Annotated in this window: 24 protein-coding genes; 13 read left to right on the plus strand and 11 right to left on the minus strand. The window is 61.2% G+C overall.

Features of this window, described 5'->3' with window-relative positions; genetic code table 11:
• Nucleotides 1-26 precede the first annotated feature (26 nt).
• From D1224_RS01260 to D1224_RS01285, 7 genes are all read right to left on the minus strand, one after another.
• Nucleotides 27-1,207 (minus strand): IS3 family transposase gene (locus D1224_RS01260; protein ID WP_119377970.1). Its coding sequence is split into 2 segments (ribosomal slippage): nt 27-958 and nt 958-1,207, totalling 1,182 coding nucleotides; the frame shifts between segments, so codons are not numbered across the junction.
• A gap of 60 nt (nt 1,208-1,267) precedes the next feature.
• Nucleotides 1,268-1,855 carry a hypothetical protein gene (locus tag D1224_RS16305; protein ID WP_147372299.1) on the minus strand — a complete coding sequence of 196 codons (588 nt, stop codon included), beginning with the start codon at nt 1,853-1,855 and terminating at the stop codon, nt 1,268-1,270.
• Between the two features lie 859 nt (nt 1,856-2,714).
• Nucleotides 2,715-4,754, minus strand: coding sequence for a DUF7408 domain-containing protein (locus tag D1224_RS01265; protein ID WP_119378132.1), 2,040 nt, complete (start codon nt 4,752-4,754; stop codon nt 2,715-2,717).
• A complete protein-coding gene (locus tag D1224_RS01270) occupies nt 4,751-7,675 on the minus strand; it encodes a DUF4159 domain-containing protein (RefSeq protein WP_119378133.1) in 2,925 nt (974 codons plus the stop codon). The genes D1224_RS01265 and D1224_RS01270 overlap by 4 nt, the downstream gene beginning before the upstream one ends.
• Entirely contained in the window at nt 7,672-8,535 is an 864-nt protein-coding gene (locus tag D1224_RS01275; protein WP_119378134.1) for a DUF58 domain-containing protein, read from the minus strand. The genes D1224_RS01270 and D1224_RS01275 overlap by 4 nt, the downstream gene beginning before the upstream one ends.
• Nucleotides 8,525-8,989, minus strand: a complete 465-nt coding sequence (locus D1224_RS01280; RefSeq protein ID WP_119378135.1) for a hypothetical protein — start codon at nt 8,987-8,989, stop codon at nt 8,525-8,527. The genes D1224_RS01275 and D1224_RS01280 overlap by 11 nt, the downstream gene beginning before the upstream one ends.
• A gap of 1 nt (nt 8,990) precedes the next feature.
• Complete coding sequence (locus D1224_RS01285) at nt 8,991-9,980, minus strand: AAA family ATPase (protein WP_119378136.1); 990 nt, start codon at nt 9,978-9,980, stop codon at nt 8,991-8,993.
• Between the two features lie 67 nt (nt 9,981-10,047).
• On the opposite strand from D1224_RS01285, the gene D1224_RS01290 reads away from it, so the two are divergent.
• Genes D1224_RS01290 through D1224_RS01305 form a run of 4 tightly spaced genes read left to right on the plus strand, consistent with a single transcriptional unit; the run spans nt 10,048 to nt 12,890 of the window.
• Nucleotides 10,048-10,635, plus strand: coding sequence for a DUF1285 domain-containing protein (locus D1224_RS01290; RefSeq protein WP_233350342.1), 588 nt, complete (start codon nt 10,048-10,050; stop codon nt 10,633-10,635).
• Nucleotides 10,636-10,642: 7 nt separating this feature from the next.
• Nucleotides 10,643-11,278: a CoA pyrophosphatase gene (locus D1224_RS01295; protein ID WP_119378138.1), complete on the plus strand. Its 636-nt coding sequence runs from the start codon at nt 10,643-10,645 to the stop codon at nt 11,276-11,278.
• An 11-nt stretch (nt 11,279-11,289) separates the two neighbouring features.
• Nucleotides 11,290-11,703, plus strand: a complete 414-nt coding sequence (locus tag D1224_RS01300; protein WP_119378139.1) for a hypothetical protein — start codon at nt 11,290-11,292, stop codon at nt 11,701-11,703.
• Nucleotides 11,700-12,890: a CCA tRNA nucleotidyltransferase gene (locus D1224_RS01305; RefSeq protein ID WP_119378140.1), complete on the plus strand. Its 1,191-nt coding sequence runs from the start codon at nt 11,700-11,702 to the stop codon at nt 12,888-12,890. Before D1224_RS01300 ends, D1224_RS01305 begins: the two co-directional genes overlap by 4 nt.
• Here the strand turns inward: D1224_RS01305 and D1224_RS01310 are convergent.
• Together D1224_RS01310 and hemF are read right to left on the minus strand one after the other, a co-directional pair.
• Entirely contained in the window at nt 12,887-13,375 is a 489-nt protein-coding gene (locus D1224_RS01310) for a TspO/MBR family protein (RefSeq protein ID WP_119378141.1), read from the minus strand. The genes D1224_RS01305 and D1224_RS01310 overlap by 4 nt on opposite strands.
• A 31-nt stretch (nt 13,376-13,406) precedes the next feature.
• Nucleotides 13,407-14,291: an oxygen-dependent coproporphyrinogen oxidase gene (gene hemF, locus D1224_RS01315; protein ID WP_119378415.1), complete on the minus strand. Its 885-nt coding sequence runs from the start codon at nt 14,289-14,291 to the stop codon at nt 13,407-13,409.
• 276 nt (nt 14,292-14,567) lie between these two features.
• Here hemF and petA point away from each other — a divergent pair, with 276 nt between their 5' ends.
• The 3 genes from petA to D1224_RS01330 are packed head-to-tail and all read left to right on the plus strand — an operon-like array spanning nt 14,568 to nt 17,682.
• Entirely contained in the window at nt 14,568-15,137 is a 570-nt protein-coding gene (gene petA, locus D1224_RS01320) for a ubiquinol-cytochrome c reductase iron-sulfur subunit (protein ID WP_119378142.1), read from the plus strand.
• A 21-nt stretch (nt 15,138-15,158) separates the two neighbouring features.
• On the plus strand, nt 15,159-16,613 hold the full coding sequence (locus D1224_RS01325; protein ID WP_119378143.1) for a cytochrome b: 1,455 nt from the start codon (nt 15,159-15,161) through the stop codon (nt 16,611-16,613).
• A gap of 13 nt (nt 16,614-16,626) precedes the next feature.
• Nucleotides 16,627-17,682, plus strand: a complete 1,056-nt coding sequence (locus D1224_RS01330; RefSeq protein WP_233350343.1) for a cytochrome c1 — start codon at nt 16,627-16,629, stop codon at nt 17,680-17,682.
• A gap of 96 nt (nt 17,683-17,778) precedes the next feature.
• Here the strand turns inward: D1224_RS01330 and D1224_RS01335 are convergent, their stop codons facing one another.
• Entirely contained in the window at nt 17,779-18,579 is an 801-nt protein-coding gene (locus D1224_RS01335; protein WP_119378145.1) for a DUF1206 domain-containing protein, read from the minus strand.
• 111 nt (nt 18,580-18,690) lie between these two features.
• Between D1224_RS01335 and D1224_RS01340 the strand changes: the two genes are divergently transcribed.
• From D1224_RS01340 to D1224_RS01365, 6 genes are all read left to right on the plus strand, one after another.
• Nucleotides 18,691-19,569 (plus strand): S-methyl-5'-thioadenosine phosphorylase, encoded by an 879-nt coding sequence (locus D1224_RS01340; RefSeq protein ID WP_119378146.1) that lies wholly within the window; start codon nt 18,691-18,693, stop codon nt 19,567-19,569.
• A 7-nt stretch (nt 19,570-19,576) separates the two neighbouring features.
• Entirely contained in the window at nt 19,577-20,335 is a 759-nt protein-coding gene (locus tag D1224_RS01345; protein WP_119378147.1) for a dienelactone hydrolase family protein, read from the plus strand.
• A 147-nt stretch (nt 20,336-20,482) separates the two neighbouring features.
• Nucleotides 20,483-21,394, plus strand: coding sequence for a hypothetical protein (locus D1224_RS01350; RefSeq protein WP_119378148.1), 912 nt, complete (start codon nt 20,483-20,485; stop codon nt 21,392-21,394).
• 44 nt (nt 21,395-21,438) lie between these two features.
• Nucleotides 21,439-21,966, plus strand: coding sequence for an adenine phosphoribosyltransferase (locus tag D1224_RS01355; protein ID WP_119378149.1), 528 nt, complete (start codon nt 21,439-21,441; stop codon nt 21,964-21,966).
• Nucleotides 21,967-21,994: 28 nt separating this feature from the next.
• Nucleotides 21,995-23,965 (plus strand): hypothetical protein, encoded by a 1,971-nt coding sequence (locus D1224_RS01360; protein WP_119378150.1) that lies wholly within the window; start codon nt 21,995-21,997, stop codon nt 23,963-23,965.
• A 72-nt stretch (nt 23,966-24,037) separates the two neighbouring features.
• On the plus strand, nt 24,038-24,628 hold the full coding sequence (locus tag D1224_RS01365) for an ATP-dependent Clp protease proteolytic subunit (RefSeq protein WP_119378151.1): 591 nt from the start codon (nt 24,038-24,040) through the stop codon (nt 24,626-24,628).
• On the opposite strand, the gene D1224_RS01370 is transcribed toward D1224_RS01365, so the two are convergent.
• Nucleotides 24,629-25,465 (minus strand): alpha/beta fold hydrolase, encoded by an 837-nt coding sequence (locus D1224_RS01370; RefSeq protein WP_182482120.1) that lies wholly within the window; start codon nt 25,463-25,465, stop codon nt 24,629-24,631.
• Nucleotides 25,466-25,521: the final 56 nt, after the last annotated feature.

Below are 25,521 nucleotides of genomic sequence, written 5' to 3' on the forward strand. Positions count from 1 at the left end.
TGACCCAGCCCCGTGATCCGGGCCGTTCATTCGGAGAGTCTGTTCGCCTTTCTTTCTGTTGGTTGGTTTGAGGTCAAGGCCCGGCGAGCGGAGCCACCGCGACGCTCAAGCGAGCCGGGCCGGTGTCTGCGGTGCTGAGCGGCATAGGTCAACGGAGCAAGTCCGCCGAGTGCGGTGTGCGGCCGTGTCGTGTTGTAATCGATCCGCCAGGCTTCGATGATGCGCCGGGCGTCACCGAGACTGTCGAAGAGATGCTCGTTCAGGCACTCGTCGCGCAGCCGGCCGTTGAAGCTTTCGACGAAGGCATTCTGTGTCGGCTTTCCCGGCGCGATGTAATGCCACTCGATGCCGACCTCGCGGACCCATTTCAGGATCGCATGACTGGTGAGCTCAGTGCCATTGTCGGAGACGATCATCTTCGGAGCGCCCCGCTGGGCGATGAGGCGGGACAGCTCCCTCGCGACCCGCACGCCGGACAAGGAGACATCGACGACCACAGCCAGGGCTTCCCGGGAGAAGTCGTCGACAACACAGAGCGTGCGGAACCGGCGGCCATCGCTGAGGGCATCCGACACGAAGTCCAGGCTCCATCGCTCATTCGCCTGTTCCGGCAGGAGCATGGGCGAACGCGTGCCTGTCGCCCGCTTTCGCCCGCGTCGTCGTTTCACGGCCAACCCCTCCTCGGCATAGATGCGGTAGATCTTCTTGTGATTGGCACTGAGGCCCTCGCGGTCCAGCAGGATGCCGAGCCTGCGATAGCCGAACCGGCGGCGTTCACCAGCCAGCTCCCGTAGCCTCTGGCGCAGCTTCTCGTCACCGCCATCGCGTTTCTCATACTGGAAGGTGGACCGATCGAGATCGGCCAGCAGGCAGGCCCGACGCTCCGACAGGCCATGCGTTTCCATCACGTGGTGCACGGCCTTCCGCTTCGCATCGGGCGTCAGAAGTTTTTTGTCGCCAGGTCCTTCAGGGCGGCATTGTCCAGCATGGCATCGGCCAGGAGGCGCTTCAGCTTCGAGTTCTCCTCCTCCAGCGTCTTCAACCGCCGGGCGTCCGACACCGTCATGCCGCCGAACTTCGCCTTGTACTTGTAGAAGGTCGCATCCGAGATGCCGTACTTGCGGCAGATATCGGCCGTCTTCACACCAGCTTCGTGCTCCCGGATCATCCCAATGATCTGTTCTTCGGAAAATCGTGATTTGCGCATCTGTCATCCTCTTCGTGTCGAGGACTCTGCAAATTCATGGCCGGAAATTACGGGGCTGGGTCAAAACCAAGCCGCTCTACTGGAAATCTTGTTCGTAATCTCGGCGTTGGAAGAGTAGTCGCTGTGCATGAAAATTATCTCCATGCATGTGCCGAGATCTATAAGTTTTTCCTCACTCGAGTGACGCCTTCTGCTCAATCTAATCTTTTCAATTGCCAGACTCATGTCTAATTTAGATTTACTAAGTCTTGAATATATATGTGAGACTTTATCAGGGTCTATTACGCATTCCCTAGGAAAATCTCTTTGGTATATGTCACCAGAACTGCTGCCAATATCCGATGAAACCCAGCCGGGGCTTAAAACTTTTGCGTAAGACACACGAATTCTTGCCCTATTTATAGAAGATAAGCTTATGGATTCGATTATGTTTTCCCGAGTTTTTGTAAATTTCTGAAGTGTCTCACCTTCGGAAATGGTCTTAGTTCCGGGACGTTTATAATCGGGAGGGGGTCCAATTTTTGGATCAACTACACCACTAAGAACAATTGCGACTTCTGGAGGGTCGTGGCTAACTAAATATGATGGTGTCGGTCCAAGTACAGTTTCCAGTACAATATCTCTCTCCAGATCGGTTGTACGTTTCAATTCCACATTTTCGGCAAGCGCGAAGCTGTCTTCAAGCTTAACACCATCTAATAGTGTAATCTGCTCGCACTTGACCAGGCCACCTCTACAAATGCGTATCAAGTCATCGATTATTAGGGAGGTAGGGAATTGTAAGCCGCGATCTATCAGAGAAGCAGCCACGTTCTCTAGTTTAATGGCGCTGCCTTCGCCCAACACAGTATAAAACTGGTTATCAAGTTTTGCGGTATCAGCGTTGCGCTGCAGAGATCGTTCAAAATCTTCAGAGATATTTCGAGAGACCTTGTACCAAGGCGTGCTGGGACGCCAACCTCTCGACAAAGAGTCTCGGTGAAGTCTAACGCAAGCGTCAAATTCCTATAAAAGCTCGTCTCTGGTCATGCTGTTAATCTCGCGCGATTGAATATTGCTTCGAAGGCATAGTCGGTTTGAGATCGTGCTGAAACTTGTCAATTAAAACGAAGCGATTCCCCTTCTACGCTGGGTCTCGGATAACGCCTGTCGGCTTTTGCGAGATGACGGGGTTGGGTTTTGTGGTGGTTCGTTGCGGGCGGTGATCTCCCCTCTCCTGGAGGCGGGCGTGGTTCGACTTCGTTCACCATGCGGGGCGGGGATGAGGGCTCTGAAGCTCAAGGCGGTTTAGGCGTTTCACCTAGCTTATACGTTGCTGCCCTCACCCCTCACCCCTGACCCCTCTCCCGAAAACCGGGAGAGGGGAAGGAATTGGGGCTTCGGCAGCGTGCTTGGCTCGCGTGGTGGCCGCTTACCCGGTGCATCGCTGAGACGCTGAACTTCGTTGCAAGCTTAGCTCCCCCTCACCCCTGCCCCCCTCTCCCAAGGGAGAGGGGAATTGGTTGGGTTATTGCCCCTCACGTCTCCAAGCCAAAATCAGAAACACCAGAATGAGCGCCACGGCCAGAAGCCCTGGCAGGAGCGGCAGGCTGGTGGAGCTGCGGACGGCGTAGGCGCCGCGTTCCTTGAGGCCCAGCCAGTTGCCGCCAGCGGCGTTGGCGTTCTGGCTAACGCGGCGGATGTCCGGCAGGCTGGCGCCGGGGCGGGTCAGTTCATAGACGCCGCCGCCTGTCGCCGCCGAGAGTGGGGCGAGCACGTCGCCAGTTGCCTCGAGGGAGGCGTATTCCTTTGGATTGGCGGGGCCGTTCAAGGCCACCGCTTCGAGGCCGCCAGCCTCTGCGCGGAAGAGGCCGAGCTGGTCTATGGCGAGCTCTGCGGTGAATTCGCCGGGGCCGGTTCGGGTCCAGCGGGGATTGAGGGTTTCGCCGTCCGGGGTTTCGACGCTCAGGGTTGGGGCGGTGTCTGACAGGGTGCGCAGGCGCGCGCGCATCGTGTCGCCCTGCGCTTCGAGGAGGAGCTGGCGCTCTTCAAGCTCTGGCTCTTTCATCAGCCAGTGGACGGTGCGGCGGATCAGCTCTGCGAAGGGGCCGCCGCCATCATAGCCGCGCGCCCAGAGGAAGATCTGGCCGGAGAGGATCTGCGCGACGCGGCCTTCGCCGACCCGGTCGACCACCAGAAGCGGGTCGCCATTGCGGGCCGTCATCAGGACATCGCCGACTTCGGGCACGGCCTCGATATAGCGCACCCAGTCGCCCCATGACTGGCCGGTGAGGGTCTCTGTGATGGTGTGGCGCGCGCCGGTTTCAGAGATTTGCGGGTTGAACTTTCCGACCTGGATGGTGCCGGTGGGCAGGGCCGGGAGGACGGCAGAGAGCGGCGTGTTGGCGAGGGAGGCGGGGCCTGCGAAATCCTCGCCCGCCGCGATCAGGAGGGCGCCACCATCGGCTACATAGCGGGACATGTTGGCGAGGTATGACATGGTGATGACGGTGCGCCGCTCATACTGATCGAAGATGATGAGGTCGAACTCATTCAGCTTGCCCTCGAACAGCTCTTCCGTCGGGAAGGCGATGAGGGCCATTTCCTCGAGCGGGGTCACGTCCTGCTTGTAGGGCGGGCGCAGGATGGTGAAGTGGACAAGGTCAACCGAGGGGTCTGATTTCAGGAGGTCGCGCCAGACGCGGCCTGCGGCGTTCGGCTTGCCGGTGATGAGAAGGACGCGGAGGCGATCACGCACGCCGGACAGGGTGGCGGCGGTACGGTTATTGGCGAGGGTCAGCTCCTGCTCGCCAGCCGGGGTTTCGACAACGAGAATATTGTCGCCGCGCCGCTCAATCTCCACCGGGAGGGGGGTATCGGTGCCGGTCTGGACGGTGATCTCTTCGGGCTCTCCGCCATTCATGGAATAGGTGACGGTGGCCTGCGCGCTGACAGGGTCATCGACGCGCACGACGAAGGCGGCGTCCTCGCCCACAATGCCGAAGTCGGGCGCGCGAACGAGCGAAATGCGCCGGTCGCCGCTGTCCGGGTCGCCCGTGATGAGGCTGTGAATGGGGCCGAGCGCTTCGAGGCGGGCGGCGTCTTCGGGCACGTCATGGACCTGCCCGTCGGTGACGAGGACGGTGCCGGCAATCCGGTCGCGCGGGACGTCTGCCATCAGGCCTTCGAGGGAGGCGATCAGGTTGGTGCCGTCGGCGTCAGAGCCTGTCTCAACGAAGCGGACCTCCAGCGAGGTGTCGGCGTCCATGTCGGCGCGCAGCTTTTCGAGGGCGGCGTCGGCAATGGCTTCGCGGTCACCGAAGCTCATACTCTCTGAGCGGTCGACGACGATGGCGGCGACGGAGGGGAGGGGGTCTCGTTCCTCGCGGACATAGGCGGGGTTGGCGAGGGCGGCGGCAAGCGCGGTGAGCACGGCTGCGCGCATCAGCCAGGCGCGGCCACGCCAGCGGATATAGGCGCCATAGGCAAGCAGGCAGAGCGCAAGCAGCGTCCAGAGCAGCGGCCAGCCGAGAAGCGGGTCTAGCGAGATGCGGCCAGCTTCGGTCATTCAGGCGTGCTTTCCTGCTGGCGGCGGATCAATTCCTCAATGTCGGGCATGTCCGGCTGGTCGGTGCTGCCGGGAAGGCGGGGCGGGGGTTCGCGCATCGGGCCTGCGGGGGCGGGCGTGCTGCCGTCTTCACCTTCGCCGAGGCGTTCAAGCAGGGCCGGGATGTGGACCTGATCTTCCTTATAATTGCCGGTCAGCACGTACATCATCAGGTTCACGCCAAAGCGGCGGGCCATTTCACGCTCCCGGTCGCCGCCATCGACGCTGAGCAGGGGACGGCCGCTCTCATCGATGGCCCAGGCGGCGAGATAGTCGGCGTCCCCGATGATGAGGCCGGAGACGCCGTCGCCGCGCCGGGCCGAAGGGTTTGCCGCGCCTGCCGAGGATTCGATCCAGAGCTGGCGGCCTTGATAGCGCCCGGCAAACCCGTCGATCAGGTAGAAGCTGCGCGTCATCACATGCTCCTGGCTGACGGGCTGGAGCGGGGGGGTGTCGAGGCCGGGCAGGACGCGGTCGAGGTCGCTGAAGCTGTTCGTGCTCGCGACATTGCCGCCCCGGCGGGTGTCGATGAAGAGCGCGCCGCCATTGCGCAGATAGGCGTTGAGACGCTCCACCGCGCGGGAGCTGAGCGGGGTGGCATTGTCCGGCAGGGCGAGCACGATCATCGGGTAGACGTCGAGCTCATCGGTTTCAGGATCGACAGTGTGCGGCTCTGCCGGCTCAACCGAGGTGCGGCGGAAGAGGGTAAGGGAGAGGCCGCGAAGGCCCGCGCGGGTGACGCGGTCAACTTCGCTGTCGCCGGTCTCGATATAGGCGAGGCGCATTTCGAGCAGCGCTTCCATCGCCTTGTCGATCTCGCCGGACTGCTCGATCTCCGTGCCGCGATAGCCGGGCGAGATGGCGTAGCTGTAGGGGTTGGGGCCGATATCGTCGAACTGCGCATGGGCTGGCGGCTGGGCGAGGGGGGCGAGCGTCGCCGCGCCTGCAATAAGGATGGCTGCGTGGGCGCCGCGCCGGAGGGACGGGAAGCGTCCGGCGAGCGCCAGCGCGACAAGAAGGTCGATCGCGATGAGTAGGCCTGCGAGACCCAGAAGGAGGCCACCAAGGCGGATTGTCTGGGCTTCGGCGTCGCCGAGCAGCGTGGCGCTGGTCGGCCAGTTGGTCACGAGGGCGGGGACGCCAGCGGCGGCAGTATTGATGGCGCGCGTGCCGCCGGGGCCGCGATAGAGGCCGGGCGGGTGAGCTTCGGACGGGATGGCGCCCGCGAGGTCAGCCGCCGCGATGGGCGAGGCATTCGGGCCTGGGCTGGTGAGGCGGCCATAGCCGTTCACCGTCACGTCCGGCGTATAGGTGCCTTCCTCATCCTGCATGGTTTCGCCGCGGCCAGCGGCAATGGCGCGTCTCAGCATCTCGACAAAAGTGCCTGAATAGGGAAGGTCGGACCAATCAGGGCCCGCAGTGACATGGAAGAGGACAAGCGTGCCCTGTCCGCGGCTGGCACCTGTGACGAGCGGTGAGCCGTCCTGCAGGCGCGCCCAGGTGCGGCTGGCAAGCTCCGGGTCAGGGCGGGCGAGGACCTGCTGGCGGATCTTGATGTCGGCAGGGGAGGCAAGCCCCGCAAAGGGCGAGGTTTCAGGGTAGCTACCGATGCTCTGCGGGTCTTCCCAGGTGAGCGCCCCGCCAATGGCGCGCGACGAGCGGCGCAGCGGCGTCGGCACCAGGCTGTCTGACTGCGCGGCAAGACGCGGGCCTGCAAAACGGATCAGCGCGCCGCCTCCTTCGACCCATTCGGCCATGCGCTGTTCAAGCTCAGGCGCAAGTTGGCCGATATCGGTCATGATGATGGCGTCAGGGTCAGCAGCGATCAGCTCTTCGATGGAGCCGTCCGTGATGTGAGCGAAGGGTTCGAGCGCCTGACGGACATAGTGCATGTCGGAGAGCAGCGGCTGGGCGGTCGAGTCGCCGGAGACTAGGCCGACCCGGCGGGAGCGGTCAGCCGAATCCCAGAGCCAGACGCTGCCTGCGCCCTGCACGCCGGTAATGGCGAAGCGTTCGACGCGGGCGAGGGCAGCAGCCGGCACATCGAAGCGGGCGACGGCTTCTGCCTCGCCTGCGGCGAAGTCAGCCTCCGCCGTGGCGAGCGCTGCGCCATCGAGGGTGAGGGCCGAAACATAGGTCTGCGCGCTGTTGGAGGTGTCCACTCGCTGGATTGTAACCGCTGCGCCATCGGCGGCGGAAGCGAGGCTGGTAATAGCGAAGGGGCCACGCGGGGCAGCGGCGTAGATGCTGAGCGGGGCGATTTCGCCGAGGGCATCTGCGAAGGCGCGGGCGTTGTCACCGCCTAGCCCGTCACTGGCCCAGAGAATGCGGGCTGGCTGGATGCCGGAGGCTTCGAGACGCTCCAGCGCATCTTCGCGGTCCGTGCCCCACGAGACCGGGTCGAGCGACCCAATGCGGGCCGATAGGTCGGTCCGCGTCAGGCGGTCGGCCGGGTCAGCATTGAGTGTGCGGGGGGCGGTCAGAAGGAGGTGGCCTGCCGTATCTCTGCTCGCGCCATCGAGGGCGCTGGAAGCAGCAGACTGAAGCTCACCCCAGCGCGGCGTGCTGGTCCAGCCATTGTCCATAACGATCAGAACAGGGCTGGCGTCCTCGCTACCGAGCTGCGCGCCCGGTGCATAGATAGGGTTCGAGAGACCAAGGATGGCAGCGGCAGCAGCCAGAAGGCGCAGGAGGAGAATCCACCATGGCGTGCGGGCCGGGGTTTCGTCTTCGGGCTCGACATCGTCCAGAAGACGAAGCGACGGAAGTGCCGCTTCCTGCGGGGCGGGTGGTGTGGCGCGCAGGATATACCAGATGACAGGCAAGGCAATGAGGCCGAGAAGTGCCAGCGGTGCGCCGAAGAGAAATGGACCGAGGTTCATAGGCGCGCCCCGAAGGTTTCAAACGCCTGCTTCAGGTCTGCGGCACCAAACGTAATGTCGTCGCCAGTCGAATGGCGGACATATTGCCAGCCAAAACTCGCCGCGAGGTTTTCGATAGCGGTGGCATGGGCCGCGAACCGCTCAAGATATTTCTCGCGGATTGTCTCGGCGCGGCCGAAGAGGCGAAAGAGCTGCGTGCCCGGGCGGCTGAACCGGACGCGGCCCTGCCATGGAAAGGTTTCCTCGATAGGGTCGCTAAGCGCGATCAGGATGCCCTCCTTCGAGGCACGGGCGAGCGGCGCGAGCCTTTCGCGCCAGACATCGATGGGGTCATAGAAATCGCTGGCGAGCGCAAAGATGGCGCGCGAGCGGGGCGGGGGTGGAAACTGATTGTTGCCAGAGGCGAGCAGGTCCTCGCCGAGCTTGTCGGCGGCGGCCTTGCCAAAGCTTGCCTTGCGCGCGCTGCCGAGAACGCCAATGCGCTCACCCGCCCTGGACAGCATGAGCCCATTAGCCAGCATCAGAATACGGGCCGTGTCTGCCTTTGTGCGGCGCTCCGGCGTGCCGCTCCAGTCGAAGCCTTCCTGGGGGTCACACCAGAAGAAAATGGTGCGGGCAGTCTCGAGCTCTGTTTCGCGGACATAGACGTCGTCACCGCGCGCCGACCGACGCCAGTCGATTCGCTGGGCGGTGTCTTCCTGGGTGTAGTGGCGGTATTGCCAGAACTGCTCACCTGTACCTGCGCGCTTTCGGCCCGCCGCGCCAAGATGGGCCGCATCAGCAGCGCGTGCCTTAAGATTGAGGCCCGGCAGGGCGCGCATGACCGCCTCCGCTTCTGCTCTGAGGGCCTCAGGCTTCATTCGCGGAAACCTCATCAGTGCAGTCGAGCGCCGCTTCGAACTTGCGGCGCCACTGCGCAGGTTGGCTGGCAGCGTCGGTCCGCTCGCTGAGGCGGTCCTGATCGCTGAGGCCAGCTTCGGCTTTGACGCCGACCAGAAAGCTTTCGGCTTCTGCCGTTTCGTCTTCGATGGCGCCAACCGACAGGCCGACCCCTTCGCGGGCTGACCAGGCATGCAGAACGCGCACACGGGCAGTATCCAGTTCAGCACGCACAAGCCGGCGGTCCGACGCGGACAGGCCGGTTCCGTTTATATTGAGAGCCAGTTCGGCCCGTTCGATCATGCGATAGCATTCAGCCAGCGCATCCCCCGAAGGTATGGGCATGCCGGGATCGCGCTCACACGCCGCGAGCGCGGCCGCGCCGAATGCAAGACCCGCGGCCAGTCGCACCAGCTGTCGTGTTGCAGCTTTCATGTCAGCCCGACGATCTGGCGAGGTCACCGATCAGGTCACGCATGCTTGGAGCCTGACCGGTTGGGTCGTAGCGCATCGCCATACGGTGGCCGAGGCATGGCTCTGCGAGCGCTTCGACGTCTTCGAGTGATGGTGCGAGGCGGCCGCGCAGCAGCGCGCGGGCACGGCAGGCCAGCATGAGCGCCTGACCCGCACGGGGAGACGGGCCCCAGTCGACAAAGCGGCGCACGCGGTCGTCCGAGCTTTGCTCAGGGCGCGCTTCACGAACGGTCGCGAGGATGGCGGTCAGAACTTTTTCGCCCACAGGCATCTGGCGGACGAGGCGCTGGAGTGCCATGAGCTGCTCGCCGTCGATGGCAGGCTGAACGGTCGCGTCCGAAAGGCCGGTTGTTTCAACGAGGATCTGACGCTCGGTATCAATGTCGGGATAGCTGACGTCGATCTTGAGCAGGAAACGGTCAAGCTGGGCTTCGGGCAGCGGGTAGGTGCCTTCCTGCTCGATCGGGTTCTGGGTGGCCAGAACATGGAATGGCGCTGGCAGGTCATGTCGCACACCCGCGATTGTCACATGGCGTTCCTGCATGGATTGCAGGAGGGCAGACTGAGTGCGCGGGGAGGCGCGGTTGATCTCGTCCGCCATCAGGAGCTGGGTGAAGATCGGTCCCTTGATGAAGCGGAAGCTGCGCTCACCGCCTGCCGTTTCGTCGAGCACTTCGGAGCCGAGAATGTCGGACGGCATGAGGTCTGGCGTGAACTGGATGCGCTGTGAATTGATGCCAAGCGCGGTGCCCATGGCTTCGACGAGGCGGGTCTTGGCAAGGCCGGGGGCACCAATGAGCAGGGCGTGGCCGCCTGCGAGGATTGCAGATAGCGCCAGCTCGATCACACGGTCCTGACCGAAGACGGCTTTGGCGATCTCGGCTTTGACCTTCTCCAGCGTTTCGCCAGCGGCTTCTGCCTCTTGTACAACCGCGTCATTATCGTCTGCCATGAGGTCTCCGTCTTTGCTCCGGCCCAGTTCAGACCTACGTCTAGGCAAAATGATGGCGGAGCGCGACGTGAAATCCAATGAAAACACTGCAATCAGCTTGAACGACCTGCTTAAAGTGATCGCCCCTGACCCGAGCGGGCGCAAACTGCCGCCCGTCGAGCAGTGGTCACCGGAGCGGTCGGCCGATATCGACATGGAAATCCGTGCCGATGGCAGCTGGTGGCACGAAGGCGGGCGAATCAATCGCCAAAAGCTGGTGAAGCTGTTTTCGACCATATTGCGCCGGGATGAGGATGGCTCATTCTGGTTGGTTACGCCCTATGAGAAAGTCGTCGTCCATGTCGAGGACGCTCCTTTCATCGCAACGCGGGTGGACCGGGCTGGTAAGGCAGGGGAAGACCAGACCCTGGCTTTCGTGACCAATGTCGGCGATGTGGTGATCGCCGGCGCAGACAACCCGCTGCGGATTGAGACCGACCCGGAAACGCTGGAGCCGTCGCCCTATTTATTGGTGCGTGGGCGGCTTGAAGCCAAGCTGGCGCGACCTGTCTTCTATGAGCTTGCCGGGATGGCCGTGACCTCCCCCGAGGATGAAGGACGACTTGGTGTCTGGTCTGACGGGATGTTCTTTGACATCGGACCGGCCGGAGACTGATCAGCAAATGGCCTTCGTCGACCTGGATGATTTTCTGGCGCGCGCGCGCCTGCGCCTTGACCCGGTTGAGGGCGAGGAGCGCTTATCTGAAGGCGGCGACATTGAATTCCTGGACGCCGACGGCATTGCGAACATTCGCCGGGCGGCTGTGCTGGTGCCCATCATTCCAAGGGAGAGCGGGCCAACCACGCTGCTGACGCATCGGCCAATGACGATGAAGGCCCATCCGGGGCAGGTCGCCTTTCCTGGCGGCAAGGTCGACCCGGTCGATGCCGACGAGATCGAGGCGGCGCTGCGCGAATCCGAAGAAGAAGTCGGCGTTAATCCGGATGAGGTGAAGCTGATTGCGCGGGGCGCGCCTTACATCACGGGAACAGGTTTTCGCATCGTGCCGGTGCTTGGCGTGCTGCCGGAAGGTTTCGTCGCGCGGCCAGACCCGATCGAAGTGGACAGTGTATTCGAGACGCCGCTCTCCTTTCTGATGAAGGCGGCGAACCATCAACGTCAGAAGACCAGCTGGAAGGGGCAAATGCGCCACTATTACGAGATGCCCTATGAGGGCCACCGCATCTGGGGCGTGACGGCAGGGATCATACGCGCTTTATATGAACGGCTGTACGAACCCGGGGAGGAAGTGGTTTGACTTACAGGATCATGTTTCAGCTTGTGCTGTTCCTGCTGCCATTCCTTGCCTATGGCATCTGGCGGCTGGCACGGCAGGAAGCCATTGAAGAAGGCCGCAAACCATGGCCGGTCACCATTCTGTTCGCGACCGGTGCTGGGCTGGCCGTTCTTGCCTGGATTGTCCTGATCTTCGTGGACCGGGGCGGCCGCGACATGTGCATCCAGCGTTCCTATACGGACCCGGAGACGGGGCGCATCGTGGCGGCAAGAGAAGTGCCTTGCGAAAAGCGACGGGATGAACTCGGTCTGCCAGCGAGTCGCGATCCTGGCGGCCGCGCGTCTGGCCTCGGCGGCACTGATCCTGCCGGACCGAATGAACCGCCCGGCCCGCTGGACCCCGAAGCGCGCGATGACGCGGAAGACAGGATGACTGCCCCGCAATGACTGAACTTGCCAAGACTGACTGGATCGACGCGCCCACAACGCGCGCCGTGATCGACGCCTTGCACGCTATGCGCGCCGACTGCGCGCGCTTTGTCGGCGGCTGCGTGCGCAATTCCATCATGGGCCGCGAGGTGGACGATATCGACATCGCCACCCAGCTGGAGCCGCAGGCCGTGGTCGAGGCTCTGGAAGCGGCTGGCATACGCGCCATTCCGACAGGGATCGAGCATGGCACGGTCACGGCCGTCATAGAGAGCAAGCCTTTCGAGATTACGAGCCTTCGCCGCGACGTTGAGACAGATGGTCGCCGCGCCGTCGTCGCCTTTACCGAGGACTGGGCAGAGGATGCCGGGCGGCGGGACTTCAGGCTGAATGCGCTCTATGCGGATGCAGATGGCCGTCTCTATGATCCGATTGGCGGCGGGATTGAAGACGCCAAGGCGGGCCGCGTCATCTTTATCGGGGAGGCCGATGAGCGCCTGCGCGAGGACTATTTGCGGATCCTGCGCTTTTATCGCTTCAATGCATGGTATGGCGCGGGGATTGACGCCGACGGCCAGGCCGCCTGCGAACGCCAGAAGGAAGGGCTTCGCCAGATCGCGGTGGAGCGTATCTGGAAGGAACTGCGCAAGCTGCTCGCGGCGCCGGACCCGACGCAGGCTGTGATGGCGATGGAAGAGAGCGGCGTGCTCGCGCTGCTGCTGCCGGAATGTCAGACGCTGGATGGGCTTCATGATCTTCGCGTGAGTGAGACGCTGGCCGGTGTGGCGGCAGACCCGATGCTGCGGCTGATGGCGCTGATAGATCGTAGCGCGCCGTCAGTCATGGCGGTGACCAAAAGGCTGCGTCTCTCAAATGCAGAGGCTGATCGGCTGACCATGTGGGCGGCGGACAATTTGCCAAAGATCCCCGGCATGAACGGGGTCGAACTGCGCCGTACGCTGTATTGGCATGGCAAGCAGGCCGTTGTGGACCGGGCGCTGACCTCTGGCGAGAATGTTCGCGACCACCTCTATGCGATCCGCGCCTGGAAGCGGCCGGAATTCCCGATCGGCGGCGACGATGCGCTGGCGGCGGGCCTCGAAGGCCCACAGATCGGCGAGGCACTGCGCGCGCTAGAGGAATGGTGGATGGGAGAGGACTTCCAGCCAGAGCGCGAAGTGCTGCTGGCGCGGCTGAAAGCCTAGTTCGCGTAGACGATGAAGCCGTTGAGATAGGCGGCAAAGCAGGCCCAGGCGAGATATGGGACCTGCAGGATACCTGCGATAATCGAGTGGCGATTGAAGGCCCGGATCATCAGGACGATCAGGACGAGCAGGATTGCGATGATAATAAACGCGATTAGCGGGGCCTGAAAGCCGAAGAAGATCCAGCTCCATGAGAGGTTTACGGCGAGCTGGGTGAAGAAGATGCCGAAAGCGGCGCTGGCGGCGGCGAATGATTTTGCTTTCAGCCGCACGATGATCGCGCCGAGCGCCATGAGCGTATAGAGGATTGGCCAGACGATGGCGAAGGCCCGGTCAGGCGGATTGTATGGCGCCTTGTCAAGGGCAGCATACCAAGGATTCTGGCTGCCGCTCGACACCAGACCGCCAAGCGCTGCGACGGCTGCCGTCAGCGCGATGATGGTGATGATGATCCGCCAGGGACTGTTCTTTCTCGTCTCGCTCATTCCGCAGTCATATCAGGGGACTGGCGGCGGGTCACGGCCATTTTACGACAGGGGGCATGGACGACAGGATCGAGTTGACATTGCCGCCAGTCTTGAGCCCGAACGTGGTGCCGCGGTCATAGAGCAGGTTGAACTCCACATAGCGCCCGCGCCGGATGAGCTGTTCCTCGCGCTCATCGCTGGTCCAGCTTTCGTTCATGCGGCGACGCACAAGGGTGGGGTAGATGTCGCGGAAGGCGCGGCCGACATCCTGTGTGAAGGCAAAGTCCGCGTCCCAGTCGCCGGTATTGTGGCGATCATAGAAGATGCCGCCTGTGCCGCGTGGCTCATTGCGGTGGGCGAGGTGGAAGTACTCGTCGCACTGTTGCTTCATACGCGGATAGAAGCTTTCGTCGTGACGGTCGCAGGCCTCTTTCATGGCGGCGTGGAAGTCGACCGTATCGGGATAGTCAGGCTCGCGCTGATAGGTGAGCAGAGGTGTGAGGTCTGCCCCGCCGCCAAACCAGCTCTCACTGGTCACGAGCATGCGGGTATTCATATGGACCGCCGGTACACGCGGATTGCGGAGATGGGCGATCAGCGAGATGCCGGATGCCCAGAAGCGGCCGCCTGACTTATCGGCGCCGGGGATCTGAGCGCGGAACGCTTCGGAGAAGTCTCCATAGACGCATGAGACGTGCACGCCGACCTTTTCGAAGACCTTGCCCTTCATGATGGCCATGGTGCCACCGCCGAGGTCTTGAGTGCCATCGCCGCGCGTCCACGGCGTGCGCACAAAAGTGCCGGCGGGGCCAGTATAATGCGGCGGTTCGGCTTCGGCTTCGATGGCCTCGAAGCTGTCGATGATTTCGCCCTGAAGGGTCTCAAACCAGGTTCGAGCGAGGGTCTTTTGTGATTCGAGGTCTTTTTCGGTCATGCTCACCTTCTTTGCCAGCAGGCCATAGTACACGTGCGCCAGTCAGCAAACCGCCATTTGCCCGGCTTCATTGACACACTACAGTTTTGACGGCCCACCCGCGCCGCTGCGTCGCACGCGATGACGCACATGCGCGCCTTGCAAACCCTGCGCGCTCGCGCTAACCGCAGCGCAGATATATGCGGGGAGGTGCATTTCGCGGCGTTGCGCCGCAATGATTTTCCCCACTTATGATGTATTTCTCTCGGAGAAATCCTTGGTCAGAGGACTGGAAGAGTGAGCGACGCGCAAACCAAACCACACGAGACGGTCGATGAAGATCGTCGCGATTTTATCCACATTGCTACGGCAGCGACAGCGGTCGCAGGCGCAGGTGCGCTGGCATATGTGTTCGTCGACCAGATGAATGCGGCCAGTGACACGAAAGCGGCATCGAGCCTCGATGTTGACGTTTCGAAAGTGCCGGTCGGCGGTGAAATCCGGGTCCTGATTGGCGGCCAGCCTTTCTTTATCCGTCACCGCACCTCAGCAGAGATCCGCTCAGCTCAGAATGTCGAGCTTTCGGCCCTGCCGGACCCGCAGAGCGATGAAGAGCGCCTCGTTCCGATGCAGAGCGGCGAATACAACCGGGCAATCCTGGTGACCTCGGGCAGCTGTACGCACCTTGGTTGCGTGCCGGTTGGTCCAGCCCAGGGCAATACGGGTGACTTCGGTGGCTGGTACTGCCCCTGCCACGGCTCGCACTATGACACCTCCGGCCGTATCCGCCGCGGGCCCGCTCCGTCGAACCTTCCGGTTCCGGACTATAACTGGGTCAGCCCGGCCGTGATTAACATTTCGCTTTAAGGAAGAGGACGTAACACAGCCATGAGCGGACATGCCTCTACATACGAGCCGAAGACCGGCTTCACGAAATGGCTCGATTCGCGCCTGCCGGTTGTCCGGCTGGCCTATGACAGCTTCGTCGACTTCCCGACGCCAAAGAACCTGAACTACTGGTACACATTCGGTGGCATCCTTGCCGTCTGCCTGATGACGCAGATTCTGACCGGTGTGGTTCTGGCCATGCACTATACCGCAACCGTCGACGGCGCCTTTGCGTCGGTTGAGCGGATCATGCGCGACGTGCCCTATGGCTGGCTGATCCGCTACATTCACTCGAATGGCGCCTCGATGTTCTTCCTCGCGGTTTACATTCACATGTTCCGCGGCCTCTATTACGGGTCCTACAAGGCCCCGCGCGAGGTCCTCTGGATCCTCGGCGTTGTGATCTTCCTGCTCATGATGGGCACGGCGTTCCTCGGTTATGTGCTGCCATGGGGCCAGATGTCCTATCACGGTGCAAACGTGATCACCGGTCTCATTGGTGCCGTCCCGGTCGTCGGCGACAGCATCAAGGCCTGGCTGATGGGCGGGCCGTCGATCGGTAACCAGACGCTGCAGCGCTTCTTCTCGCTGCACTACCTGCTGCCATTCATGATCGCCGGTGTTGTGATCCTTCACATCTGGGCCCTGCACGTGCCGGGCAACAACAACCCGACCGGTGTTGAAGCCCGCAAGGACAAGGAAGGCCTGAAGCAGGACACTGTCCCGTTCCACCCTTACTACACGGTGAAAGACGGTTTCGCGATCGTGGTCTTCCTGATCATCTTCGCCGCCTTCGTCTTCTACATGCCGAACGTTCTCGGCCACGCCGACAACTATATCGAAGCCGACCCCCTGGTGACGCCAGCACACATCGTGCCTGAATGGTATCTGCTGCCATTCTACGCCATCCTGCGCGCTATCACCTTCAATATCGGCCCGATCGATGCCAAGCTTCTCGGTGTCATCGCGATGTTCGGTGCGATTGCAGTGCTCTTCTTCCTGCCATGGCTCGACACGTCGAAAGTGAAGTCGATGCGCTACCGTCCGGTTGCCCGTCAGTTCTTCTTCGGCTTCGTTGTTGCAAGCCTTCTGCTTGGCTGGTGCGGTGCTGCGAACCCGGATGATCCGATCATTCCGATGGGCTCTGACAAGCTGGTGGTCAGCTACACCGACGCGAACGGCAATGAAGCGACGCAGACCTATGAAGAGTATGCCGCTGCTTCGACCTTCCGCGATCAGAAGATGAGCGAAGGCGTCGAGGCGAGTATCGCCGTCGAGAAAGCCGCAGCGTTCCGCTTCGTGCACCTCGCACAGCTGCTGACGCTGTACTATTTCGCCTACTTCCTGGTGATCCTCCCGCTTCTCGGCCTGCGCGAGAATCCAAAGGATGAGCCTGCTTCAATCCACAAGGCAGTTCTCGGTCATGACCGCGCTGCCCCGGCCCCTGCCGAATAAGAGGTCAAAGCACATGAAATTCCTGCGTTTTATCTCTGCTGGTCTCGGTGCGGCTGCGATCGCTGCGACGGCCCAAGCCGCTGGTGGTTCGCTGCACGCACACGAGCCTGAAGGTGGCTGGGCATTCGAAGGCCCGGTCGGTGAACTTGACATGGCCAGCGTTCAGCGCGGCTATCAGGTCTACCGCGAAGTCTGCGCGGCTTGCCATTCGATGCGCCTGCTCAGCTACCGTAACCTTGGTGAGCCAGGCGGCCCGTTCTACGATCCGGAATATCCGAACGCGAACAACAACCCGCTGGTGAAGTCGTTCGCAGCCCAGGACGAGATCCTGAGCACCGAGCCGAATGATGTCGGTGACTATGACTTCCGCCCGGCGCGTACCTCTGACCCGTTCAAGTCGCCCTATCCGAATGATGCGGCGGCGCGCGCGGCCAATGGCGGCGCACTTCCGCCTGACCTTTCGGTAATCACGAAAGCCCGTCATGGCGGCGCCAGCTATATCTACAGCCTGATTTCCGGTTATCCGTCTGAAGACGTCTTCTCGACGCGCGAAATTCCCGCGGAAGAAACGCCAGCTGCGGAGTCCGAGGCCGAAGCAGAAGGCGAAGGCGCTGAAGCTGTTGATGGCGGCGAAATGGAATCGGCAGAGGCTGCCGCACCTGCCGGCCCGACGAGCGAAACGGTTCTGAAAGTTTCCGAAATCGACTCCTCGCACTACGACTTCAGCAAGTACAAGGGTGAGCTCGTTCAGCCTGTTGGCCAGTACTATAATCCGTACATGGCAGGCGACGTGTCTGCACAATGGCGCGGTGACCCACGCAAGACGCCTCCGGGCGGTTTCCTTGCGATGCCACCCCAGCTTTCCGACGGCCGTGTGTCCTATCTGGACGGTACCGAGGCGACCGTTGAGCAGATGTCGATCGACATTGCGAATTTCCTTCAGTGGGCAGGCGAGCCCAAGCAGAGCCAGCGCAAGTCCACCGGTCTTGCTGTGATGATCTACCTCCTGATCTTCGCTGTGCTGCTTTGGTTCTCGTTCCACCGCATCTGGCGGAACGTGAAGCACTAGGTTTCAGCCAGTTTAAAAACTGAATAGATACAAGAATGCCGCCCAGAAATCTGGGCGGCATTTTTCTTTGTGACGGTTGGATAAGCCGTAAAGCGATCAGTCGCCCGGAAAGCGGTGCCGCATCGACTGTACGCCTGAATAGATACCGTAGGCGCCGATAGCGACGCTTGCTACGATGAAAAGGGTAAGGCCGAAGGGCTGTGTGCGGATCCAGCCAAGCGTCCCGGCGAGGCCCTTAACGTCCGATGAGTCTGCATTGTAGGCGCCGACGATCAGGAAAAGTCCGATCAGACCAAAAAGGACGCCACGTCCGGCTATACCGAACTCAATCACTGGCTTGGCGCGTTGAGGCCAGCCTGACAGGTCCAGGCTTTTTTTCCATTGATCTGACTGCGTGCGCCAGACCTGCGCGATGCCGATACCAATCAACGCGAGACCAGAAAGGCCGACGAACCACGGACCAAAGGGCTGTTCCATGAGCCATTTGGCGGTCTCCTCCGTCTTGCCGCCGCCGCCGCCATCATCCGCATCGAATGCCACAGCGCCAGCAGCAAAGCCGACGAGAGCGTAGCTCGTTCCCGAAGAAAACATGCCAAGCCGGGCCAGCAAGCCCTTTGCGTCATTGCCTTGATCGTCGGTGTCGAGGGCGGCCTGCTGGTAGCGCCAGAGGGCATATAGAAAAAGTCCCCCTGCGAGGGCGACCAGAAGAATGCGGCCGCCTGTCGTCGCCTCAATCATCCGAAAGGCCTCCCCCGGCGTGGCACCGTCATCCGCTTCACTTGTGAAGGCGGCCCTGAGAAGCAGGAAGCAGACGGCGAAATAGACGATGGCACGTGCGCCAAGGCCGATCCGGGCGAGGGTGCCCGAAACGGGGCGGGAGGTGTCCATGTCGCTCATGCTGCAATGACGCACGGGGGGGTGAGGCGTTCCCCGCCATCAGGGCGGCAAGGCTTGATTTAAGCTGGAGGGGCTGCTTTCAGCCATGGAGAAAGTCAGGAGTAAAAGACGATGAGTAAATGGGTAATCGGCGTTATCGGCGGTTCGGGTCTCTACGATGTGGACGGTTTCGAAGACGTCGACACCATGCGTATCGAAACGCCGTGGGGTGACCCATCCGATGAGCTGACTACCGGCCGCATCGGTGATGTTCACTTCGTCTTCCTGCCGCGCCATGGCCGTGGACACAGGCTGACGCCGACGCATGTACCTTACCGTGCCAATATCGACGCGCTGAAAAGAGCAGGCTGCACCGATGTGCTGTCGATCTCTGCATGCGGCTCACTGCGGGAGCGGTACGCGCCCGGTGATTTTGTTATGGTGGACCAGTTTATCGACCGCACAATTTCGCGCGAGAAAAGCTTCTTCGGCCCGGGTATGGTGGCGCATGTCTCCATGGCCGACCCTGTCTGCGAACGCCTCTCCCAGCTGGCCGGCGATGCTGCGGAGAAGGCTGGCGTGACGGTCCATCGCAGCGGGACATACCTCGCCATGGAGGGACCGCAATTCTCCTCGCGCGCCGAAAGTTTCCTCTATCGCCAGTGGGAGTGCGACGTGATCGGCATGACGAACATGCCTGAAGCGAAGCTCGCCCGCGAGGCAGAGCTGCCCTATGCGACCATGGCAATGGTCACCGACTATGACTGCTGGCGCGATGCGACCGAGGCAGTGTCGGTCGCCAATGTGCTTGAGATCATGCAATCGAATACGGCAGCGGCCAAGAAGGCGCTTACGGAGCTTGCAAAGCTTCTCTCCGGTGTACCGCGCACCAACTCGCCTCAGGCCATCGAGACCTGCCTCGACTATGCATTAATCACCGCGCCGGATGCACGCGACGCGAACCTGCTCGCCAGGCTCGATGCCGTGGCGGGCCGTGTATTGAAGACGTAAGCTGCAGATGCCGGCCAGGTTCAGCATCCTCGTCGCTCTAATGTTGTTGGCGTCATGTGGAACGGGACCGACCCCCGCACCCTCGCCGCAGGACTTTGTCTTTGAGCACTTTGAAGCCGCCGGCCTCGCTGAGAGTGTTGTCGTGCTCGCGCCGGGATGCGGGGGTGTCTCAGATCGTGCGCATACGCAGCCGATGCGGCCATTGGCGCGGCGGCTTGCTGAAAGTGGCCAGCACGTTGTGATCGCGGATTATGAGAGCGCCTTCGGTATGCGTAACACCTGCAATGGGGGCGCGCGTCTGGAAGATGTGGCCGAGGCCATCCGGCTGGCCGCTATCCAGGGTACGAACCGGGCAAGCCGCGGCGATCGTCTGCCTGTATCGCTTGTCGGCTGGTCACTTGGAGGCTCTGGTGTCTTCATTGCTGGCGACCGGACCGGTGCTGACCGTGTTGTTGCGCTTTACCCCGATTGCAGTCCATTCGCTTCGCTATCGCAAAATATTGCGTACCTGGTCCTCACTGGGGAGGAGGATCGGCTGACGCCCTTGTCGGAATGCGCCGACATCCGCAGGCGTAGCGAGGCATCTGGTGCGCAATGGGTAACCTATCCGGGCGTCTATCACGGCTTCGATTACAAGGCGTTCCGGGGTGGTCAGAGCGTTCAGGCGAGCGCGTTCTCAGACGGTTTCGTCGCTGTCCAGTACGATGAAGATGCTTCTGTCGATGCGCATGACAGGATTATCGGGTTTCTGGACCGCCAGCCCTGATCGCGGCGAGAGGGCTGTGCACAGAGCGCAGTCCCCAGCTTTAAAATGCCCGTGCAAGGCAAGCGGAATTCACTTGAGACGCGAACATGTTCGACCCCGTCTTTCAACTGGGTTAACCTTGCCCGACCGGGGCAGGGGTTGAGTAGAATGACGGAAGAAAATCTTGAAGTATTGATGGTCATTGGCGGTGGCATTGCAGCCATCATCTTGCTGATGATCGTGTGGTTTGTCTGGAAGAACAGCCGGGCCAACGGACAAGCGCTGAAGTTGGCGCTGGACGGGGTGGGGCATGAATTCCGCTTCAACCTGCAGCGGGTCCTGTCAGAACTTCGAGAACTGAATACGAATGGTGATGTCCGCGAAGACCTGGCGGTTCAGCTTGCCCGGCCACAACTCGCTAGCCTGCTTACCCAGCCTGCGATCAAGGACAGACGCTCATTGGAGCGCCTCGATGCAACGTATCAGACCCTTGAAGCAGGGCGCAGTGCCGTCCGACAGGGCCAGACCGACGATACGATCGGCGCGTACAGACGCCGTGCAGTCGAAGCGCTCGCCATCCTTTATCTCTGGGAACACAATAAGGGCGGCCTGCCGGAGAAGGCGCCATCGACGAGCCGCTCTGCCGTGCGTAACTGGGTGAAATCCCTCGGTTTCACGAAGGCGCTTATACCAGGCATGGCGCTGCGTGATGAGGTTTTCAAGGACGTGCGCCGCTTGCGCACGCCGCTGCGGCCCAGCGAGCCGGGTATGACGGCTGAGGCCTATTACGGCACGCCAGAAAGCGGCCAAGGGGAAGCTCAGGGCGAGCTTGCAGCAAGTGTCCCTGAAGAGGTCGAATCTGCCCCTTCAGCCGACGAACCGGTCCAGATGGCTGCTGAGCCAGAGATTGAAGAAGCGCCCGCGGAGAATGATTTTCCAGAGCCCGAAGGCGAACAGCGCGCTGCGGAAGCCTCGGTTGAGCATGAACCTTTAGTGGATAATGCAGTCGTGGAGCCAACTCCTGCGCCGATCACAGGCGATCTGGCACAACCTAGCCGTCGTCGGCGCCGTCGGCGCTAGTAAAAAGGCGTTCCGCCGATCATTAAAACGGGTAGAGTGGCGGGATGGACTTCAAATCAACCATCCGCACTGTGCCCGATTACCCCCGAACCGGGATCATGTTTCGGGACGTGTCGACATTGATGGCAGATGCGAAGGCATTTTCTGCGGCCGTCGAAAAGCTGTCGGCCCCCTTCGAGAAGTTCGAGATTTCCAAGGTCGCCGGCATTGATGCGCGCGGTTTTATTCTCGGCGGTGCCATCGCCGTGCGGCTGAATGCAGGCTTTCTGCCGCTCCGCAAGCCGGGAAAACTGCCATACCGCACGTTCAGCGAGTCCTATGAGCTCGAATATGGCTCCGATGCGCTTCACATGCACGTGGATGGGGTTAAGCCCGGTGAGCGGGTTTTGCTGGTTGATGACCTGATCGCGACCGGCGGAACGGCTGAGGCCGGCGTGAAACTGCTTCGTCGGGGGCGCGCCGATATTGTATCGGCTGTTTTCCTTGTTGACCTGCCTGACCTTGGCGGAGCGCGCCGGGTGCGTAATATGGGTGTTGAAGTCAAAGCGCTGGTCTCTTTCGACGGAGACTGACAGGACCGTTTCCAGGGGACACAACATCATGAAACGCATTTCACTCGGGACGACGCTCGTCCTGTCGACATATCTGACGGCTTGTGACAATCCTCCTCGCGTTCCTGAACTTCGACAAAGCGGTGGGCCGTCGGGTTCTGCAACGACTGAAAGCGCGCCAGCGACTGTCGAGGCCGTTAGCTGGAGCGAGAAGCTGGCTTCGTTCGAAGCGTTCGATGCCGAGGTCTATGCGGACCCGGAAAGCGGTGAGGCAGACCTCTCAGATATTCAGGGCCTGCTGCCTGAGTTCGTCAGTGTAAGTTGGGACGAACAGTCATTCGATGAAATGACGGGCGCCACGGCGTTCGAGAATTTGCGGGTCACGATCAATACAGAGCCAGCTTTTGGCGTCGCCATGGATGAGGCGCGCGTCTGGGGTTTTGAGGATGATCTGCTGATCGCGCGCCTGAATGGTGAGCGCCTTGATGAAACCGGTACGGTTTTCGATCGGCTGGAAGCCGATGGTTATTCACTGTTCGGCGCGGCAGGCGCCATGGAAGCGGTTTTCGATGTGATGGAAGCGCAGATCGGCGAAGAGGCGTCGAGCGAGGTCGATTTCGGTATCGATCAGTTCGACATGACGGTTGAGAGAACGGTGACCGGCGCGCTTACCCTGCGGCCTTTTCAATTCACGCCAATGAGCGAGGAGCAATTTGCACAGCTGACCGATATGCTTGAGATCGAGTCTGGCGAGCTGGAAGAAGAAGGTTTTGACGGGCTTCAGGCCCTGCGTCTTGCGCAGCAGGTGATCGCTGTTGGCCGCTCTGTCGAGATTGAGCGCGGATCCGCCCGCAATATGGACATGACGCTTCAGATCGACAGTGCAGAGGTCAGCCAGAGCGTGTCCTACACGCTCGACTTCTATGGCTATGAGGGGCTCTCCGGCTACGACATTGGCGGGATCTACTATTCCGGTATGCGCCAGCAGCAGGGCATGTCTTTCGATGGCGACGCGCTGGAGGCCGAAGAGGTCTATCCGGATGGACTGAATATCGACCAGCTGCAGACAACTGATTTCATGTCCTATGAGGATATTCGCCTCGACAGGCTGGCGGGCTTTCTTGCGCGCAGCGAGTTTCCAGGTTTCGACGAGCGTGACCTGATCAGCCTGGGCCGGAGTGCAGTCAGCAACTACTCCTACCAGATAGACGGCTCGGAAGTGTTTCGTGTCGACGAAATGAGGGTGACGGCGGACGAGTTCGAATGGCTGCTGCCGGAAGCCATCATGGTGGATATGGAAGGTCTGGCTGTCTATCCGGGCGAGATTGGGGGAACTGTTCTGTCGTTCCTGCCATCCGGAGATGATGAAGAGATGCAGGCCGTTCGCGACGACATCGAAGCGGGCATCGACCTTCTCGATGAGCATGGCTTCAGCGAAATCCCCGCAGACATCCAGGCAGCTATGACCTGGAGTAAGGACACAGGCGCTACGGAATGGTCATTCAAGGCGCAATCTGACGAATTTGGTGAGCGCATTGCCAGGCTTGGCATAAATCTGCCGCCTTATGATCCGATCGCTGCCGCCGCTGATGGAGGCGAACTGGACTCAGCGTTTGAAGACCTGTTCGAGACACATTTCACCTTCAATGGCGCGCGCCTCTATGAGTCCGATGATGGTGGTTATGACAAGCTGTTTGGTTACCTCCATGCCCTGGGCCAGCAACATGAGAGCGAAGGGTGGGGCGCGACGCTGGCGGGTATGCCGCCCGAAGACTTGCGCGAGTTCATTGCCGTTATGACCCGTTCGGCGAAGGGCAGTGTGCAGGACGAGTTCCCGCAGGCGGTCGACTGGATAGAGGCAGTGGCATCTTACTTCGAGACGTCTGGGGGCAGTCTCGACATCCGCGTAGAACCGCCTGAACCACTATCACCGGATCGCATCGAGGAGCTCGCTCGCGCGGATGATACTGCGGCATTGGTCGAACAGTTCGGGGTCAGCGTCACCCATACGCCAGAATAGGTGAGTGAGGTGCTTGACCATAGCGTTGGCGCGCCTCACCTATGGCATCTGACTGAATGCACGGGAGACGTCATGTATCGCCTCGACGATGAGACCGAACAGAAACCTCAATCTGAGCCAAACGCCTTTCTCGAAGAGGCGCTGTTCAAGGCCAGAACCATCATGCTTACGGGCGGTGTGGACGATAAACTTGCGCGACGGATTTGTGAGCGCCTTCTCGCGCTTGATTCCGAAAGCGACAAGCCGATCCTTCTCGTGGTCTCCTCGCCAGGCGGCCATGTTGAATCCGGCGACATGATCCATGACATGATCAAGTTCGTGAATGCGGACGTGAAAATCCTTGGTTCTGGCTGGGTCGCCTCTGCAGGTGCGCTGATCTATTCGGCCGCCAAGAAAGAGAACCGTTACGCTCTGCCGAATACCCGCTTCCTGCTTCATGAACCGCGTGGCGGCTTTGGCGGCCAGGCCTCTGACATCGATATCCAGGTGCGTGAGATCGTGCGTATGCGTGAGCGTCTGAACGAGATCTTTGCTGAAGCGACGGGTCAGCCGCTCGAGAAGATCAAGGCTGATACCGATCGCGACCACTGGATGAGCGCAGAAGAAGCGGTTTCCTATGGCCTCGTTGGCAGCATCATCACGAGCCGCAAGGACCTTGCCTAGTTAGTGCAAGGCGTTGCTTTTGACAGCAGCGGGCATCGTTTCAACGACAGAAGTCCGGCCCAGGAAGGGCCGGATTTTTTGTGCCGTCTGATCTGGTTTCAGGAACGGGAAGAGATGGCCGCCATCATCAATCCATTCCTGACGAGACCCTGGAATGAAGGTAGACAGCTGAACCGCATTGGACGGCGCGATGATGCTGTCTCGCGTGCCAGCGAGGATTAGCGTCGGGGATGCCAGGAATGGCAGGAAGGCAAGGCTGGACCAGCCTGTGAAGCCGAGAAGCTGGCGCGACATGACATCCGGCAACGCAAAGGTCGCGGCGTTGGTGGCCTGGTGCAGCTTGCCGAGATCGTGCTCAAGCTCGTTCCATAGCTTCAGGAACGGGAAGGCTGACGAAAACAGGCCAACTTCGCGCCAGTCATGCGTCAGCATGGTGAAGCCGCTGCATGTGCCGGCGAGAATGAGCTTTGCGACTTCCTTGCGGTACTGGAGCGCCACTTGCTGGGCGAGCACGCCGCCAAGCGAGAAGCCCATCAGGTCAAATCGCTCTGCACCCAGCGCGGCGCAGGCCTGTACGACAAGGCGGGCAAGGAAGATGGGCGAACAGACAATGTCGGTTTCCGGCGTCTGACCGCTGCCCGGCATTTCGATCGCGATGAGCCGAGTATCCCCGAATTGCGCGGCGAAGGGCGGAATAAGTTCCAGCGGAGAACCGATGCCATTCAGGAAAACAAGGGGCCGACCGGGCGCGTCATCGTTCCATATGTGAATGCGCAGCCGCGTCGTCCCCGCATGATGCCAGACTTCGAGGGGCGCAGTACGAGAAGGCTGAGGCAAATGGGATACCAGATGTTGATGCAGGGTGTTGCCAGTCGGCGAAGCAATAGTCGCAG

The sequence above is a fragment of the Henriciella barbarensis genome (genome assembly GCF_003576345.1).
Classification (GTDB): domain Bacteria; phylum Pseudomonadota; class Alphaproteobacteria; order Caulobacterales; family Hyphomonadaceae; genus Henriciella; species Henriciella barbarensis.

Bases quoted from the DNA above. Each gene is read 5' to 3' on its own strand.
- D1224_RS01265 (WP_119378132.1), bottom strand. From the start codon at position 4,754: ATGACCGAAGCTGGCCGCATCTCGCTAGACCCGCTTCTCGGCTGGCCG.
- D1224_RS01270 (WP_119378133.1), bottom strand. From the start codon at position 7,675: ATGAACCTCGGTCCATTTCTCTTCGGCGCACCGCTGGCACTTCTCGGC.
- D1224_RS01275 (WP_119378134.1), bottom strand. From the start codon at position 8,535: ATGAAGCCTGAGGCCCTCAGAGCAGAAGCGGAGGCGGTCATGCGCGCC.
- D1224_RS01280 (WP_119378135.1), bottom strand. From the start codon at position 8,989: ATGAAAGCTGCAACACGACAGCTGGTGCGACTGGCCGCGGGTCTTGCA.
- D1224_RS01285 (WP_119378136.1), bottom strand. From the start codon at position 9,980: ATGGCAGACGATAATGACGCGGTTGTACAAGAGGCAGAAGCCGCTGGC.
- D1224_RS01295 (WP_119378138.1), top strand. From the start codon at position 10,643: ATGGCCTTCGTCGACCTGGATGATTTTCTGGCGCGCGCGCGCCTGCGC.
- D1224_RS01300 (WP_119378139.1), top strand. From the start codon at position 11,290: ATGTTTCAGCTTGTGCTGTTCCTGCTGCCATTCCTTGCCTATGGCATC.
- D1224_RS01305 (WP_119378140.1), top strand. From the start codon at position 11,700: ATGACTGAACTTGCCAAGACTGACTGGATCGACGCGCCCACAACGCGC.
- D1224_RS01310 (WP_119378141.1), bottom strand. From the start codon at position 13,375: ATGAGCGAGACGAGAAAGAACAGTCCCTGGCGGATCATCATCACCATC.
- hemF (WP_119378415.1), bottom strand. From the start codon at position 14,291: ATGACCGAAAAAGACCTCGAATCACAAAAGACCCTCGCTCGAACCTGG.
- D1224_RS01325 (WP_119378143.1), top strand. From the start codon at position 15,159: ATGAGCGGACATGCCTCTACATACGAGCCGAAGACCGGCTTCACGAAA.
- D1224_RS01330 (WP_233350343.1), top strand. From the start codon at position 16,627: ATGAAATTCCTGCGTTTTATCTCTGCTGGTCTCGGTGCGGCTGCGATC.
- D1224_RS01335 (WP_119378145.1), bottom strand. From the start codon at position 18,579: ATGAGCGACATGGACACCTCCCGCCCCGTTTCGGGCACCCTCGCCCGG.
- D1224_RS01340 (WP_119378146.1), top strand. From the start codon at position 18,691: ATGAGTAAATGGGTAATCGGCGTTATCGGCGGTTCGGGTCTCTACGAT.
- D1224_RS01345 (WP_119378147.1), top strand. From the start codon at position 19,577: ATGCCGGCCAGGTTCAGCATCCTCGTCGCTCTAATGTTGTTGGCGTCA.
- D1224_RS01350 (WP_119378148.1), top strand. From the start codon at position 20,483: ATGACGGAAGAAAATCTTGAAGTATTGATGGTCATTGGCGGTGGCATT.
- D1224_RS01355 (WP_119378149.1), top strand. From the start codon at position 21,439: ATGGACTTCAAATCAACCATCCGCACTGTGCCCGATTACCCCCGAACC.
- D1224_RS01360 (WP_119378150.1), top strand. From the start codon at position 21,995: ATGAAACGCATTTCACTCGGGACGACGCTCGTCCTGTCGACATATCTG.
- D1224_RS01365 (WP_119378151.1), top strand. From the start codon at position 24,038: ATGTATCGCCTCGACGATGAGACCGAACAGAAACCTCAATCTGAGCCA.